Raw genomic sequence first — 16181 nt, forward strand, 5'->3', positions numbered from 1 at the left:
AAACGTTACTTAACGCTTATTTCGCGTTAACTATTCATTAATTTTCGTCCACACTCACTACACTCACAGGAAGCTTTTACGAAAAGCTTATTCAGCTTCCTAGAAAAATTAATACTTACGCTTAAACTAGACCCCATTTCCAAACGCTAAATACAGCGTTTAAGCCACAACCGCTTTTCGCAGCCGCGTGGTTACATCAACCACTTTGTTTACTACGTAATCAATGTCTTCTTGGGTCGTAAAACGCCCAACGCTGAATCTGATCCCTGCATGGGCCAACTCATTACTGCGGCCAATGGCTTTTAGCACATATGAGGGTTCTAAACTCGCTGACGTACACGCCGAGCCTGAAGATACAGCAATGTCGTTTAGCCCCATCATCAAGCTTTCGCCATCTACACCCGCGAAGCTCACATTTAGAATGCCTGGAATACGCTGAGTGGCATGCCCGTTTAAATAGATATCATCAAGTTGTTGAAGGCCCTGCCACAGCGATTCACGCAGCTTTAATATGCGCGCACTGTCCTCTTCCATTTTTGACGACGCCATTGCAATGGCTTCACCCATTCCCACAATTTGATGGGTGGCTAAGGTACCTGAACGCATGCCGCGCTCGTGTCCACCGCCATGAATCTGTGCCACCAAATTGATTTTAGGGCGACGACGCACATATAAGGCCCCCATTCCTTTCGGACCATAAATCTTATGGGCGGATATAGACAGTAAATCTACCGGAAGCTCTGCCAAATCAATCGCTATCTTGCCAACACTCTGCGCGCCATCTACGTGAAAAAACACGCCCTTGTCGCGACAAAGTTGTCCAATGGTTTGGATGTCTTGGATAACGCCTAACTCGTTGTTCACGTGCATGACCGATACTAAGATAGTGTCGTCGCGTAGCGCACTTTCGAGCGCGTTTAAATCAATTAACCCGTTTGACTGTACTTCAAGATAGGTAACATCAAAGCCCTGCTTTTCTAAGTATTCACAGGTATCCAATACCGCTTTGTGCTCGGTGTTTACTGTAATAATATGCTTGCCTTTGTCGGCATAACCTTGGGCAATACCCTTAATAGCAAGGTTGTTTGACTCAGTTGCGCCCGAGGTAAAAACAATCTCTCTGGGGTCGCAATTCAGCGCGTCGCTAATTTGGTTTCTTGCAACATCAACCGCTTCTTCTGCCATCCAGCCGAAGCGGTAGCTACGAGAAGCCGGGTTACCAAAGTTGCCATCCATCGTTAGGCATTTTGCCATTGCTTCGGCCACATTTGGGTCTACTGGTGTTGTTGCTGCGTAATCTAAGTAAATGGGTGTTGATAAAGCCATGTGTTGCTCAATACCAATTTAAAGTTGGATGCTGACTTCGATATCTTTGGTGATATGACGAAGTGATGCGTTACCGTCCTGACGACCAGCCACCTCTTGCACATCGCGCTTTGCCATTAATTCGCCTAGGGTGATTGAATTTAAAAATGCAGCAATTCGGTCACTTAAGTCTTGCCATAAGCTATGCGTGAGGCAGCGATCACCGCCTTGGCAGTCTGCTTGTCCTTGGCAGCGTGTCGCATCAATAGACTCGTCGACGGCGCGAATGACTTCCCCTATTGCAATATCACTCGCTTCGCGGCCTAACAAATAGCCGCCGCCAGGCCCGCGGACGCTGTCTACCAACTGCTCTTTACGCAATCGAGAAAACAGCTGTTCAAGGTAAGATAAAGAAATTTCTTGTCGTTCTGAAATGTCGGCAAGAGGCACTGGACCACGCTTTGAATGCAAAGCGACATCAAGCATTGCGGTAACCGCATAGCGCCCTTTAGAAGTGAGTTTCATTGGATTCTCCCGCCGTTTTGTAGTGCGGGAATTTTCACATACCCGACTAAAATGGTCAAGTATAAGACCTAGTAAACTAGTCAGGTATTATTGATGCGTGTAATCGCTTTTGTACATCAAGGGTTTTGTTTCGTTTCAGCCCCATCAAAATAAGCGCTAATAGGCGCTAAATTTGCGTGGTATCTCTTGTCATAAATGCTAAGGGATCGTTTATTCTTCAGGTGAAAAATCACATCGACCAGCAGCGCTACTTGTTTGCATGCAAGTGTATATGAGCAAGGATACTATCTGCTATCCGATGTGATTGAATGGTATCTATTTGATGGCGCAATCCGCGCAGTACTTGATGTTTAGCACCTGATATCGCTCTGGCTGTTGCAACACCGCCACTGGGGTGCACCATGTGATCAACATCGCCGTGTATCACTAACGTCGGTGCTTTGACGTTTCTAAGCATTGGGGTTCGGTCACCTGATTTAATGATTGCACCAATTTGCCGAAACAGGGCTTTTGCATCACTCTTACCACCATTGCGCTGCCATGCTAATTTCGCATACTGGTGCCATTGATTTATTGCATCTTCTGCCGCCGCATCGCCTATATGGGTCATCATAGCTTCATAATTTCTAACCGCGTAATTTTCGCTTACTGGTGCTTTTGCTCTTGCTAAACGCCATAGCGTTGAATACGACGGCTGACCAACTTTTCGGCTCCCAGTGGTAGAGAAAATAGACGTCATAGATTGCACTTTTTCGGGGTAAAGGCTCGCCAGTGTTTGAGCAATCATCCCTCCCATAGACATTCCAGCAACATGTGCGCTTTCAATATTTAGCGCCTCCAAAAGCTGGGCAGTATCTTCAGCCATGCGCTCCAGTCCGTAAGCACCGCTAGGAGCCTTGCCTATTAGTTGCTGAAGAAGTGAAGGATGCGGTGTGTCGCTGCGTACTGACCGTCCCGCATCACGATTGTCAAAGCAAATAACGCGAAATCCACTAGCAACTAAACGCTCAATAAGCGCGTTTGGCCAATAAACTAACTGAAGACCTAAACCCGCAATAAGTACAATGGTATCGGTATTTCCGACACCATGTTCGGCATAGCAAAACCTATCACCGCTTTTAAGCATTACGTATTGCTCATGATGCTGGGCTAAACTCATTTAAAGCTCTCTTGATTTAATAAAAGAAAGTGTGCGTCTATTGAAATTTTTATTCAAACTTAAGAGCTGGATCGTCTACACGACCTTTCCGAAAAATCTTCACATCTTGTGCATAATTAAACGACATCGACCAAGGAAAGTGCATGCCTTGACGTGGCAACTGTTCTAACGAGCGTTGGATATAACCAGCGCCAAAATTTAGCAACGGCTGTGTTTCCATATTTGGGTCTGCTATAGGTGTACACTGTGTAAAGCCGCGCTCTTCCATATGATTGAGCAATCGCGTGAAATGTTCACATAGAAGGCCAATTTTTAGTGTCCACGATGAAGCTGTATAGCCCACCGCAATAGCAAAATTAGGTACGCCACTGAGTAACATACCTTTATACGTGATGCATTCTGGAAGTGAAACAGTTTCACCATCAATTTTTGGTACTATCCCTCCTAAAGGCAGAAGGTTTAGTCCCGTGGCTGTTACTATAATATCTGCTTCAATATGCTGGCCCGAATCAAGTTTAATGCCCGTTTCAGTAAACGTATCTATAGTATCTGTTGAAACTGACGCCTTACCTTTGGAAATTGCCTCGAATAAATCTCCACCCGGAACTGCACACAGTCGCTGCTCCCAAGGATTGTAAGGAGGGTTAAAGTGTATATCTACTGGATATCCTTCGGGTAACATTTTTGCATTAAGGCTGCGTATTATTTTGCGCGCACAATGCGGAAAGCGCTGACAAAACGCGTACACCCAACGCTGTTTCGCTATATTAAACCAACGCGCAGCTTTAAACGCTGTATCCTCGCTAAACCACGCGCGTAAATGTTTTGCGATTGGATCATCTACGGGAACAGGCAATACGTAAGATGGCGTTCTTTGCAGCATAGTCACGTGCGATGCGCTTTTCGCTAGTGCGGGAACCAGCGTTACCGCCGTTGCACCGCTTCCGATTACCACGACGCGTTTGTTTTCGTATTCCAGATCTTCAGGCCAATGCTGTGGATGTACAATCTGACCGTTGAATTGTGATTGCCCTTTGAAATGTGGTGCATAACCTTTATCGTATCGATAATAACCCGAAGCGTTAAATATCCATCTGGCGGCAATGTGCTCATGTAGCCCACTTTCTTCTGACTTTAACGTAACCCGCCAATAGTGTTTATCGCTTTGCCAGTCTATATCTACCACACGAGTTAAAAAACGTATGCGCTCTTTAATACCGTTTTCAGCCGCAGTTTCTTCAACGTAAGCCTTTATTGAATGACCATCAGCAATGGCCTTTTTCTCTTTCCAAGGTTTGAATTCGTAGCCAAAGGTGAATAAATCAGAATCTGAGCGTATTCCCGGGTATTTGAATAAATCCCATGTGCCGCCCAATTCACCGCGGGCTTCTATAATAGAATAGGAAAGGTCAGGACATTTTTTTTGAATGTGGTAGGCGCAGCCGATACCCGAAATACCCGCTCCTACGATCAAAACGTCTAAAAGTGGTAACTCGCTCTGCATAACATCCATGAAAAGTCATAAATAACGTTATCACAATGTATGTTGGAGTCTTACGCGAGTCAACAAAGATGTTAAATTATTGTAAAAGCAGACTTTTAATCACTGTTGTAGTGTGGTGGCGGACTATCTGTAGCCCTATTAGAATCAAATAGGGCTTAAGTTTTAAATTGCTGGGTCGAAGGAAGAATGGGCTTTTTCGCGCTCTTGAGTCTCGGTTAAATCAAAGCCCGTATCCGCGAAATCTTCAGCGCTTATGTTGTGTAAATTATCGGTACACACATCGCCACCCAATGACTGAATGACCTTGCACATCTCTTCCACTTTCGTATCCATTTGATGCATGTGCTCTAGCATAACTCCCATAGCATTGGCCACCGGATCAGGGTTATCTGGCGCGACTGCATAGGCATCAAAACCATATTTCTGAGCAATTTTATCGCGCTGAGGATTTACCGTGGCATTCGACTCTTTTTGCTTAGAAATAATGATACGACCGGGAATGCCAACTGCTGTAGCGCCGTCTGGAATATCTTTAACAACTACAGAATTAGACCCTACTTTGGCGTTTTCACCAATGGTAATCGGCCCTAATACTTTAGCCCCCGCCCCCACGACTGAACCGTTTTTGAGTGTTGGGTGGCGCTTGCCGGCTTTCCAGCTAGTGCCACCAAGAGTCACCCCATGGTATAGGGTAACATCATTGCCAATTTCGGCGGTTTCACCGATGACTACGCCCATACCATGGTCGATAAATACCCGTCGTCCCAACGTTGCCCCTGGATGAATTTCAATGCCCGTAAGCCAACGACTAAACGTTGATAAACTGCGTGCCAACCATTTCCATTCAGCCTTCCATAGTTTGTGACTAATGCGATGCAGCCACACTGCATGAAGGCCAGGATAGTTGGTTAGCACTTCAAAGGTATTTCTGGCCGCTGGGTCGCGATGAAAGACACCTTGAATATCATCTTTTATACGGGCGAACATAGTGTTTACTCTTTTTCTTCTATCGCTGGTGCAGGGTCTGCGTCGCCTGAGTTTGCATTCTTCACCGATTTATCGATAGACGCCAATATACCGCGTAATATATTAAGCTCTTGAGACTCAGGGCGTGCTCGGTTAAACAAGCGGCGTAGCTTAGTCATTACCACACCTGGGTGGCTTTTACGTATAAAAGACGTGCCTTCCAGCGTGGTTTCCAAATGCGTATAAAAACGCTCTAAATCGTCATTCAGTGGATATTCTTCCTCAACACTTGGATATGTTTCGCGATTTAAATACGCCATGCGAATTTCATAACAAAGGGTTTGCACTGCTGCTGCTAAATTAAGTGAGCTGTATTCAGGGTTGGCTGGAATACACATATGGAAGTGACACTGCTGCAGCTCTTCATTCGTTAAACCACTGTTCTCACGCCCAAAAACCAAGGCTACCGGGTACTTTTCTACTTCTTGGACCAGCTTCTCTCCACAGTCGCGCGGGCCTAACATAGGCCATGAATGAGTGCGAGAGCGTGCAGACGTCCCTACTACCAAGCCACAGTCTTTAACAGCCTCTTCCAGCGTGCTTACAATTTTCGCGTTAGCAAGCACATCACCAGCCCCTGCCGCCAATGCACTGGCTTGGCCGTCTGGCTCATTTACTGGGTCGACAAGATATAAGCTGCTCAGCCCCATGGTTTTCATAGCTCTTGCTGTCGAGCCAATGTTTCCCGTGTGAGACGTGTTAACTAAAATAATGCGAATATTCTCGAGCATGCGTGTAATACCTACGTACTTATTTGGATAGCGTCTTTAATTCGATAATATGCGGCTTTGTCGCACTATCTTTAAGACCTTAATGGCGTAAAGTTTAACACAGCGGCAGTATAGATGGCTATTCACGCTATTGTGCTGGGATTTCATTTGCATCGCGCATAGATTCTGGTAGACTCCGCCCGTTTTCGAAAGCAACTAGCTATTTTTTGTACAGCTAGTTTGTTTCATTGGTCTTTTACAATTGGTGGTTTATCTATGCATCCTATGCTGAATATTGCGGTGCGCGCTGCGCGTGCGGCTGGAACAGTTATTGTTCGTGGTTTTGAAAAACATAATGAAGTAGCGACAGAGTCAAAAGGCTTAAACGACTTCGTTACTCAAGTTGATAAAGAAGCAGAACAAGCAATTATTGCCAAAATTCAGCAGTCTTACCCGAACCATTGCTTCCTAGGTGAAGAAGCGGGTGAAGTTCTAGGTACAGAAACTGACTATCAGTGGATTATCGATCCGCTAGATGGCACCACTAATTTTGTAAAAGGCATTCCTCACTTTGCCGTTTCAATTGCACTTCTTCACAAAGGTCGCTTAGATCAAGCGGTTGTTTTCGACCCAATTCGCAGCGAACTATTCACCGCGAGCCGTGGTCAAGGCGCGCAGCTTAACGGTTATCGTATTCGTGCTTCTAAGCCTCGTGACCTTTCTGAAACCATTATTGCTACTGGCTTACCGTTTAAGAACAAATCTCAATTTGGCGAGTATGCGCTAAGCCTAAACAAAATTTTCCACGAAGTGGGCGACATTCGCCGCGCAGGTAGTGCAGCGCTAGACCTTGCTTACGTTGCAGCTGGCCGCCACGACGGTTACTGGGAGCGAGGCATTAAATCTTGGGATATCGCAGCAGGTGAGCTTATTGTTCGTGAAGCTGGCGGATTGGTAACAGACTTTAAAGGCGGAAACGACCCACTTCACAAAGGCGAAATTGTTGCTGGTAGCGTAAAGGTTGTTCAAGGCTTAGTGAAGCACCTTAAATAAGAAGCATCTTAAATAAGATTTTGCTACGCAGATTGGGACTGAACCCACATTAGAACATTGAGTGAAGGCGCTATTAACGGCGCCTTTTTTGTGGCCGTTAGGCATAAAAAAAAACCGCATCATAGATGCGGCTTTTTGTGCGTATCACGAAGATAGGACTAAGGCATAGGATCTAAATCCGCGCCTTCCTTTTCCACTTGTGGTGGCATTAGGTCTTCTTTGCTGATGCCCAATGCAAGCGCTACTGAACTTGCGATATACACTGATGAGTAAGTACCTACCACTACACCAAACAGCAATGCTGTTGCAAATCCGTGAATTAGCGCACCACCCTTGTAGAATAACGCAACCAATACCAACACCGTGGTTAACGAGGTGATGATAGTACGGTTTAGGGTTTGCGTTAGTGAGATATTGATAATTTCAACAGGCTCACCTTTACGAATTTTGCGGAAGTTCTCACGAATACGGTCACATACAACAATAGTATCGTTAAGTGAATAACCAATTACCGCAAGCACAGCTGCAAGTACTGTTAGGTCGAACTCGATCTGAAGTACTGAGAACAAGCCTAGTGTAAGAATAACATCGTGAGCTAGCGCCGAAACCGACCCTAAAGCGAAGCGCCATTCAAATCGCATGGCTACGTATACTAAGATACACAGTAGTGCCACTAGCATCGCTAGGCCGCCCTGCTCGGTAAGCTCTTCACCTACGTTAGGACCCACGAATTCAATACGACGCATCTCAACCGCTGTACCGTCCGCGCGCAAAGCAGCAAGTACCTGCTCACCAATAGTCACAGCTTTAACACCATCACGTGGCGCTATACGTATCAATACGTCTTGGCTGCTTCCAAAGTTTTGCACAATAGCATCTTCGAAGTTCGACTCATTAAGCTGAACACGAATGCCTTCTAAATCGGCCGCGTCTTCATAGCCAACTTCAATAAGTGTACCGCCGGTGAAGTCTAGCCCCCAGTTAAGGCTATTGACACCTAAAGAAACAAATGAGCCGATAATAAGTATTGTCGACAGCACCATCGCAGGAATGCGCAGGCGCATAAAATTAACGGTTTCGGATAATTTTAATAACTGCATTTTTTACTCCTTAAATCGCTAATTTCTCTAGACGTTTACCACCCCATACTGCGTTAACAATAACGCGAGTAACCAAAATAGCGGTAAACATAGACGTTGCGATACCAATCATTAGCGTAATAGAGAAGCCTTTGATTGGGCCGGTACCCACTGCAAACAGAATTAGACCAGCAAGGAAAGTAGTGATATTTGCATCCAAGATAGTGGAGAACGCGCTGTCGTAACCTTGATGGATGGCTTGTTGTGGACTGCGACCGTCACGAAGCTCTTCTCGAATACGCTCGAAAATCAGCACGTTTGCGTCTACCGCCATACCAACGGTTAGTACAATACCTGCCATACCCGGTAGCGTAAGCGTTGCACCAGGGATCATCGACATAATGCCCACAATCATAACCAGGTTTGTAATCAGAGCGATGTTCGCTACTACACCAAACGCTTTGTAGTAAATCAACATGAAAACAAGTACCGCTGCCAGACCATACATAATAGCCTGAATGCCCAGCTCAATGTTTTCTTTACCCAAGCTTGGTCCAACCGTACGCTCTTCAACAATTTGAATTGGCGCAATCAATGCACCTGCGCGAAGTAGCAACGCTAAGTCACGGGCTTCCTTCGGTGAATCAAGACCTGTGATTTGGAACTTGCTACCCAGTTGCGCACGAATGGTGGCAACTGAGATGACTTGCTCGTGTTTTTCAAACACTAGCTTGCCGTCTTTGTTACGTTCGCCAGTCGACTTGTATTCGATAAACACCGTAGCCATTGGTTTACCAATATTGCCACGGGTTGAGCGAGACATCTTATTACCGCCTTCAGAATCAAGCGAGATATTTACGTTCGGAAGTCCGTACTCATCAACACCGCTATTCGCATCAATAATATGGCTACCGGTAAGCATAATACGCTTTTCAAGCAGTTGTGGAATGCCTTGCTGGTCTTCAATCACTTGAGAGCCAGGAGGAACGCGGCCGTTCAATGCATCACGGATATCGTTCTTCTGATCTACCATGCGAAATTCTAGTGTTGCTGTGGCATTAAGAATCTCTTTCGCACGGGCGGTGTCTTGAATACCTGGAAGCTGCACAACAATGCGATCAGCACCTTGCTTTTGTACAAGCGGCTCAGCCACACCAAGTTGGTTTACACGATTACGAATAATGGTAATGTTTTGCTTAACCGCGTTGTCGCGAATTTCCTGAAGCTTGCTTTCAGCAAAAATAGCGCGAAGTGTTAAGTCGTCCACCTGGTTAAAGGTAAGGTCGCGACTTTGGTTGCGCAAAAAGAACTCGGCTTTATCAAGTGTGTCTTCATCGCGAAAAGTAATATCGATATGATCGTCTACCTGTTTTACACCACGATAGCGAATACCTTCTTCACGTAAAGAGGTACGGAAGCCGCTTTCTGCATCTTCAAGAGATTTGGTAATCACTTCCGTCATGTCCACTTCCATCAAGAAGTGAACACCACCGCGAAGATCAAGACCTAGCTTCATCGGGGCGCCACCTAAACCTTCAAGCCACTCTGGCGTGTCCGGAGCAAGGTTCATAGCAACGTAATAATCATCGCCAAGGGCTTTTTCTAATGTTTCGCGAGTAACTAGCTGGGTGTCTGAATCAGAAACGCGAACTAAAATTTGTTCACCTTCAAATTCAACACGCTTTGGAGAGATGTTTTTTTCACTTAGCGCGGCTTTCACTTGTTCAACAGTGGCATCTGTCACCACGGCATCACGGCCTGCTGAGATTTGTACGGCGTGGTCTTCACCGTAAATGTTAGGAAGCGCATAAAGTGCACACACTGCAACCACAATGAGTGCACTCAGTACTTTCCAAATAGAGTTTTTGTTTAGCACTGGATAATCCTTTCGTGCCAGTACCGGGAAGCGTCCCGGCCCCGGCTATTGTTACTTACAGTGACTTCATGGTGCCTTTAGGCAGCACAGCAGTTACTGAAGACTTCTGAACAACGATGTTGTTTGATTCGTTAAGTGCAACTTCAATGAAGTCTTTTTCTTCTGACACTTTAGTGATTTTGCCTACCAAACCACCTTGTGTTAATACTTCATCGCCTTTGCCTAGTGAAGAAACTAGGTTTTTATGCTCTTTTACGCGCTTAGCCTGTGGGCGGTAAAGCAGGAAGTAAAAAATTAAACCGAATACAGCTAGCATGATGATCATTTCCATGCCGCCACCTTGCGGTGCACCAGCAGACTGTGCGTAAGCGTTCGAGATAAATAGGCTCATAAAATTCCCCAAATATTATCGTTGTTATAGTGCCGGAACCGGCAACCCTTTTTGTTCATAAAATTCTTGTACAAATTCATCAAGCGTACCTGCGTCTATCGCATCGCGAAGACCCTGCATCACACGCTGATAGTAGCGAAGGTTATGGATGGTGTTTAAGCGCGCACCCAGTATTTCGTTACACTTGTCCAAATGATGTAGATAAGAGCGAGAATAGTTTTTACAAGTGTAGCAATCGCAATTCTCATCTAATGGCGAGGTGTCGTTTCTGTGCTTCGCATTGCGAATTTTAATAACGCCTTCTGTCACAAACAGGTGACCGTTTCGGGCGTTACGCGTGGGCATAACACAGTCAAACATATCGATACCGCGACGCACAGACTCAACCAAATCTTCTGGTTTACCCACGCCCATAAGATAGCGAGGCTTATCCTCTGGAATCTTCGGCGCAGTATGGTCAATAATGCGGATCATGTCTTCTTTTGGCTCGCCTACTGAAAGGCCGCCAATGGCATAGCCGTCAAAGCCAATCGCTTCAAGACCAGCAAGTGAAACGTCACGCAGACCTTCGTACATACCGCCTTGAATGATACCAAACAGTGCCGCTGGGTTATCGCCGTGGGCTTCTTTACTACGCTTAGCCCAACGTAGCGACATTTCCATAGAGACCCGCGCTTCTTGTTCAGTAGCAGGGTACGGCGTGCACTCGTCAAAAATCATTACGATGTCAGAACCCAAATCGCGCTGAACTTCCATCGACTTTTCAGGCGTAAGCAAAATCTTTTCGCCATTAATTGGAGAGCGGAACGTTACGCCTTCTTCGGTAATTTTACGCAAGTCACCCAAACTAAATACCTGGAAACCGCCCGAGTCAGTGAGAATTGGCTTGTCCCAATTCATAAAGTCGTGCAGATCGCCGTGCTGGCGAATAATGCCAGTACCAGGGCGTAGCATTAGGTGAAAGGTATTTCCAAGACAGATGTGTGCACCGCTGTCTTTTAATTCTTCAGGTGTCATTCCCTTAACAGTACCGTATGTACCTACGGGCATGAACGCTGGAGTTTCAACAACACCGCGTTCAAACACCAAACGACCGCGTCGTGCTCGGCCTTCGGTTTTTAACAACTCAAATTGCATGTGAAAGCATTCCCACTTTTGTGCGCTTCTGCGCTGGGTATAAAAATAAATTGGCGGCGATTATACCAGTAATTTGGCTGAGATCATGCCCCGTATCTATGTTTATCTGTAACTAAGCTGGAAAGGCCTGCAAAACACCAATTTACACGCCTTGTATCGTAGTCGAATGTGCTTAGGCGCGCTCAATAAACATAGAGTCACCATAGCTAAAGAATCGATATTCTTTTTCTATCGCTTCTTGGTAGGCATTCATCACGTTGTCTTTGCCGGCAAATGCACTAATTAACATCATTAATGTGGATTCTGGAAGGTGAAAGTTAGTGAACATGGCGTCTACTACTTTGAACTCGAAGCCTGGATAAATAAAGATTTCTGTGTCTTCGTTAAATGGCGCAATTACCTCCCCGTCACCGCGTTCTGCACTTGCTTTTGCCGCTGACTCCAGAGAGCGTACAGAGGTTGTACCCACTGCAATAACACGCTTTCCATTAGCTTTTGTAGCCAACACAGCATCAACGACTTCTTGGGGGACTTCTGCAAACTCCGCGTGCATTTTGTGCTCAAGAATATTGTCAACACGCACGGGTTGGAAGGTACCCGCACCCACGTGCAAGGTTACAAAAGCCAAATTCACACCCTTCTCTTTAAGCGCTTCTAAGATAGCGTCGTCAAAGTGAAGCCCTGCAGTAGGTGCTGCAACAGCGCCTGGCTTTTGATTGTAAACGGTTTGATAGCGCTCTTTATCTGAGTTTTCGTCTGGGCGGTCAATATAGGGAGGAAGCGGCATGTGGCCATGCGCTTCCAGCAGCGTTAGTACGGTTTCATCGTGGTCAAACTGTAAAACAAATAGCGCATCGTCTCGCCCTGTCACCGTCACATTCACTTTCTCTTCAAGAATAAGCTTAGTTCCTGGCTTAGGTGCCTTGCTCGCGCGAACATGCGCCAAGGCAGTATTGTCTGAGGTAATGCGTTCAATCAGCACTTCTACCTGACCGCCAGTTTCTTTTTTACCTAAAAGTCGTGCGGGAATAACTCGGGTATTATTAAAAACCAGCAAGTCGCCTTCATCTAAAAGCTCGACCATATCAGCAAACATACTGTGGCGAACGTCACCCGATTTTCCGTCCAGCTGCAATAGGCGACTGGCTGAACGATTTTCGGTGGGATATTTTGCAATTAGGCTTTCCGGAAGGGTAAAGCTGAATTCAGATAGTTTCATAAATAATAGATTCTTAATTTATACGCAATTTATGTTGTTTTCTTTATGGTTTAACACAATTTCAAGAGGAGGTAATTATACTAAAGTTGCGAAATTTCACAGAAATCAATGTCGACCAAAGTCTTAGAAATCCTACCTCTCAAGCCATAAGTATAGATATCCATACCCACTTATAGCTCAAAATACGCACAAGTTGACTTTAGTGCTAGCGAGCAAATACTTAAACGATTAACATCTGCTCCAGATAGTGATGATGTTCTCCCATAACATTCCTTATCGTTCGTACCCGGCATGTGCCGGGTACTTTTTTATCTGCCCTATTCTACTCTTTCGAAACGCTAAGATCAGTTAAGATTTCTTCTAAAAGCGCTGCATCTAAAGGTCTAGCTTTAAGCACGTATAAAATCTGAAGCAATAAATCGGCCCCCATAATACCTTTATTCACTTTATTCCTTAGATTGTCAGCGCTTTGATGCACGCCAATTTCTTCGAGCCTTTGGCTTAGTGCTTGATATTTTACGCCGCGCACAGACATTTCAGATTTCACGACTCTTGCCACCGTTTGTCGCCATGCATTCTTTGCACTTTGCGTATTTCCTGTGTTCACACAGCCTCCAAAATCACACAAATGTGATGTATATTTTACAAAAACACACTTTTTTACACTTATAGCATACATTTATTGTTGACGATTATGGCACAATAGGTCTACACTGCAAGTCAAGATATTGGCGAAGACGTAAATAGTCGTTACAGTAACTGCGGTTGTTCTTTTGGTAATGCTAGGTTTTAGATTTTGTGTTTCAACACGGTTTTAAGCTAAGCAATGCGTTACAAAGCACCACGCATACGACATTCGTTTTCAACATTATCGCTTTAATAACTAAAGGAGAAAGGTATGAGCTGGGAACTGGAAAGCATCGAAGCCTTATTTAAAGAGCACGATGACTTTGTGGTAACACATGAGGAAAACTGCTTACTTATTGCTAATCAAGACGGCATTGATGCATGGCTTGCAATTAGCGGTGAGCAAATTTTGGTAGAAAGTCTCTTGTTCGCCGCGTCGGAAGTAAAAGATAAGCCTGCGCTTGACCATGAAATACTGTCTACTCACATGGTGTTTCCTCTTACCACGGTAGGTATTTCTAATATTGGTGGCGAAGAATATTACACCGCCTTTGGTGCACTAAGTGCCCAGTCGAAAGCCGAAAGTATTGTTATTGAAGTGGAAACCTTGTTTCAAAATGTTGCATCTTTCTTAGATGCCTACGAAACACACCTTAACTAAAATTTACTTCTTAAGGAGAAGCGAATGTCAGTGTGGAAAAAACTAATTACTGCAGTAAAAGGTGGTGCTACCGAAGCTGCGCAGTCTGTTGCAGACAGTCAGGCGATTCGAATCTTGGAACAAGAAATCAGAGAAGCCAAAGAAGAACTACGCAAGTCTGATCATGCGCGCACGCAGATTTTGGCGAAATGTAAGCTTTCTCAACAAAAAGTAGATAGCTTTAACTCGTCAATAGCCGAGTACGAAGAGCATGCGCGTAAAGCGATAGATAATGATCGTCAGCTTGCCCTTGACTGTGCACAGAAAGTGTCAGAGCTGAAAGAAGAACGTGAACAAGAACAAACCTACCTTGATCAGTTCAAACAGTCTGAAAAGCAATTGGCCCATAACATCCAGCAAGCTAAAGCGAATTTGCGCCGCTTAGAGCAGCAAGTGGATATGGTCAAAGCTACTGAAAGTGTTCAAAAAGCGCAGGTTGCAGTATCTTCACGCCACATGGGCGCGAACAGCAAAATGAAGACAGCGACTGAGTCTTTGTCTCGCATTCAGGATAAGCAAAAGATGCGCAATGCGGAACTTCAAGCAGCCGAGGAACTGGCTAGCGAAGAGTCGAGCAGCGACTTAGAAAAACGCCTAGCAGAAGCGGGCATCAAAGGGGGTAAAACCTCAGCCGATGACGAGCTAGCTCGAATTCTAGGCAAGTAAGTTAAAGGATGGGAGCTAAAGGCTCCCATTTTTAATTCTTGTTACAATAATTCCTTGCATAAATCGCCAGATGACAACGACCTAATCTAGACAAATCAAGTACTTCAAGGCAGAGTAAGGGCACGCATAACAAGGGCTGTTTGTTTTATGTCTCCATGGATTAAACTGCGAAAAATCATGCTGCAATACTTTGCAGAGTCTCGCTGGTACACCATTGTCGGTGCGACCGCGTTTTACGCAGTAACAAGCTATTGGCTTCTTTGCGCTGCAGGCGAACACGACTTAATTGCTAAAACCGACTTTGTCTACTGGTTAGCGGTCACTGCTTCAACGGTAGGTTATGGCGATTTGTCTCCCGTCACACCAGCGGGCAAATTAGTTGTTGCGCTTTATGTCATACCGCTTGGTTTGAGTATTTTCGCCATGGTGATTGGGCGAATTGCAGCTTGGGTTTCTTTAACGTGGAAGAAAGGATTGTTGGGTATGAATAGCTTGATGCTTAATGAACATATCTTGGTGATTGGGTGGAATGAGCAGCGCACCATGATGCTGCTTGACTTGATTCTTCAAGAACGAGATGCCATGCCAGAGCGCCCCGATATTGTGCTGTGTGTGAAGGCCGATATCACTAATCCCATGCCTGGCGTAATTGAGTTCGTGAAGGTAGATTCTTTTAATAAAGACGAAGATATGGACCGCGCCTGCGTATCGTCTGCGAAAACCATTCTTATTGATAACCCGCAAGATGATGTCACCATGACTACTGCGCTTTATTGTACCAAGCGCAACCCCGATGCACATCAGGTGGCCTATTTCGACGATGACAGCTTAGTTAATTTGCTTCAGGACCACTGCCCTAAAGTGGAATGCACACCCAGTGTTGCAATAGAAATGCTGGTTAAAGCTGCATTCGATCCTGGTTCAAGTATGCTTCATCATGATTTGCTAAGTATTGATGAAGGGCAAGCCCAATTTTCAGTAAAAATACCGCAAAGTTGCCAAGCGATTTCCGTTGCCAAGTTATTTATCAATTTAAAGCGTAAACACGACGCTATCTTTATTGGTTATGCACCCAATGGCCTTGTGAAAGAAATGGTGGTAAACCCGCCGTTAGACGCTACGTTAAACCCAGGTGACACCTTGTTTTACATCGCTGAGCGACGCATTAATGCAATAAACTGGTCGTCACTGGACGCTGATTAAG

16 protein-coding genes are annotated in these 16181 nt (G+C 45.2%); 4 read left to right on the forward strand and 12 right to left on the reverse strand.

Going from position 1 to position 16181, the window contains the following annotated elements; translation table 11 throughout:
• Nucleotides 1-159 precede the first annotated feature (159 nt).
• The 6 genes from ACXAER_RS04075 to trmJ all read right to left on the reverse strand — a co-directional run bounded on the left by ACXAER_RS04075 (nt 160) and on the right by trmJ (nt 6250).
• Nucleotides 160-1326 carry an IscS subfamily cysteine desulfurase gene (locus tag ACXAER_RS04075; RefSeq protein ID WP_474826787.1) on the reverse strand — a complete coding sequence of 389 codons (1167 nt, stop codon included), beginning with the start codon at nt 1324-1326 and terminating at the stop codon, nt 160-162.
• Nucleotides 1327-1344: 18 nt separating this feature from the next.
• Nucleotides 1345-1830: a Fe-S cluster assembly transcriptional regulator IscR gene (iscR, locus tag ACXAER_RS04080; RefSeq protein WP_179984062.1), complete on the reverse strand. Its 486-nt coding sequence runs from the start codon at nt 1828-1830 to the stop codon at nt 1345-1347.
• A 247-nt stretch (nt 1831-2077) separates the two neighbouring features.
• Complete coding sequence (locus tag ACXAER_RS04085; protein ID WP_474826790.1) at nt 2078-2989, reverse strand: alpha/beta fold hydrolase; 912 nt, start codon at nt 2987-2989, stop codon at nt 2078-2080.
• A gap of 49 nt (nt 2990-3038) precedes the next feature.
• Complete coding sequence (locus ACXAER_RS04090; RefSeq protein ID WP_474830496.1) at nt 3039-4493, reverse strand: flavin-containing monooxygenase; 1455 nt, start codon at nt 4491-4493, stop codon at nt 3039-3041.
• A 162-nt stretch (nt 4494-4655) separates the two neighbouring features.
• Nucleotides 4656-5480, reverse strand: a complete 825-nt coding sequence (gene cysE, locus ACXAER_RS04095) for a serine O-acetyltransferase (protein ID WP_474826792.1) — start codon at nt 5478-5480, stop codon at nt 4656-4658.
• Between the two features lie 5 nt (nt 5481-5485).
• Entirely contained in the window at nt 5486-6250 is a 765-nt protein-coding gene (gene trmJ, locus ACXAER_RS04100; protein ID WP_014950182.1) for a tRNA (cytosine(32)/uridine(32)-2'-O)-methyltransferase TrmJ, read from the reverse strand.
• Between the two features lie 255 nt (nt 6251-6505).
• Between trmJ and suhB the strand changes: the two genes are divergently transcribed.
• Nucleotides 6506-7282 carry an inositol-1-monophosphatase gene (gene suhB, locus ACXAER_RS04105; protein ID WP_474805685.1) on the forward strand — a complete coding sequence of 259 codons (777 nt, stop codon included), beginning with the start codon at nt 6506-6508 and terminating at the stop codon, nt 7280-7282.
• A 158-nt stretch (nt 7283-7440) separates the two neighbouring features.
• Here suhB and secF read toward each other — a convergent pair whose 3' ends face one another.
• The 6 genes from secF to ACXAER_RS04135 all read right to left on the reverse strand — a co-directional run bounded on the left by secF (nt 7441) and on the right by ACXAER_RS04135 (nt 13591).
• Entirely contained in the window at nt 7441-8382 is a 942-nt protein-coding gene (gene secF / locus ACXAER_RS04110; protein WP_474826794.1) for a protein translocase subunit SecF, read from the reverse strand.
• 10 nt (nt 8383-8392) lie between these two features.
• On the reverse strand, nt 8393-10237 hold the full coding sequence (gene secD / locus ACXAER_RS04115) for a protein translocase subunit SecD (protein ID WP_474826796.1): 1845 nt from the start codon (nt 10235-10237) through the stop codon (nt 8393-8395).
• Nucleotides 10238-10292: 55 nt separating this feature from the next.
• Complete coding sequence (gene yajC, locus ACXAER_RS04120) at nt 10293-10628, reverse strand: preprotein translocase subunit YajC (protein WP_390607436.1); 336 nt, start codon at nt 10626-10628, stop codon at nt 10293-10295.
• A gap of 24 nt (nt 10629-10652) precedes the next feature.
• On the reverse strand, nt 10653-11765 hold the full coding sequence (gene tgt, locus ACXAER_RS04125; RefSeq protein ID WP_118493223.1) for a tRNA guanosine(34) transglycosylase Tgt: 1113 nt from the start codon (nt 11763-11765) through the stop codon (nt 10653-10655).
• 172 nt (nt 11766-11937) lie between these two features.
• Nucleotides 11938-12984: a tRNA preQ1(34) S-adenosylmethionine ribosyltransferase-isomerase QueA gene (gene queA, locus ACXAER_RS04130; RefSeq protein WP_474826799.1), complete on the reverse strand. Its 1047-nt coding sequence runs from the start codon at nt 12982-12984 to the stop codon at nt 11938-11940.
• Between the two features lie 322 nt (nt 12985-13306).
• Nucleotides 13307-13591: a DUF6471 domain-containing protein gene (locus ACXAER_RS04135; RefSeq protein WP_474826801.1), complete on the reverse strand. Its 285-nt coding sequence runs from the start codon at nt 13589-13591 to the stop codon at nt 13307-13309.
• A gap of 291 nt (nt 13592-13882) precedes the next feature.
• Here ACXAER_RS04135 and ACXAER_RS04140 point away from each other — a divergent pair, with 291 nt between their 5' ends.
• From ACXAER_RS04140 to ACXAER_RS04150, 3 genes are all read left to right on the forward strand, one after another.
• The gene (locus ACXAER_RS04140; RefSeq protein ID WP_118493217.1) at nt 13883-14272 is read left to right on the forward strand and encodes a DUF2170 family protein; all 390 of its coding nucleotides are present in this window, start codon (nt 13883-13885) and stop codon (nt 14270-14272) included.
• Nucleotides 14273-14296: 24 nt separating this feature from the next.
• Nucleotides 14297-14977 (forward strand): PspA/IM30 family protein, encoded by a 681-nt coding sequence (locus tag ACXAER_RS04145; protein ID WP_334059629.1) that lies wholly within the window; start codon nt 14297-14299, stop codon nt 14975-14977.
• A gap of 147 nt (nt 14978-15124) precedes the next feature.
• Nucleotides 15125-16180, forward strand: coding sequence for a potassium channel family protein (locus ACXAER_RS04150; protein WP_474826805.1), 1056 nt, complete (start codon nt 15125-15127; stop codon nt 16178-16180).
• The last annotated feature ends 1 nt before the right edge of the window (nt 16181 follow it).

The organism is Alteromonas sp. AWJ4_199, from assembly GCF_056159165.1.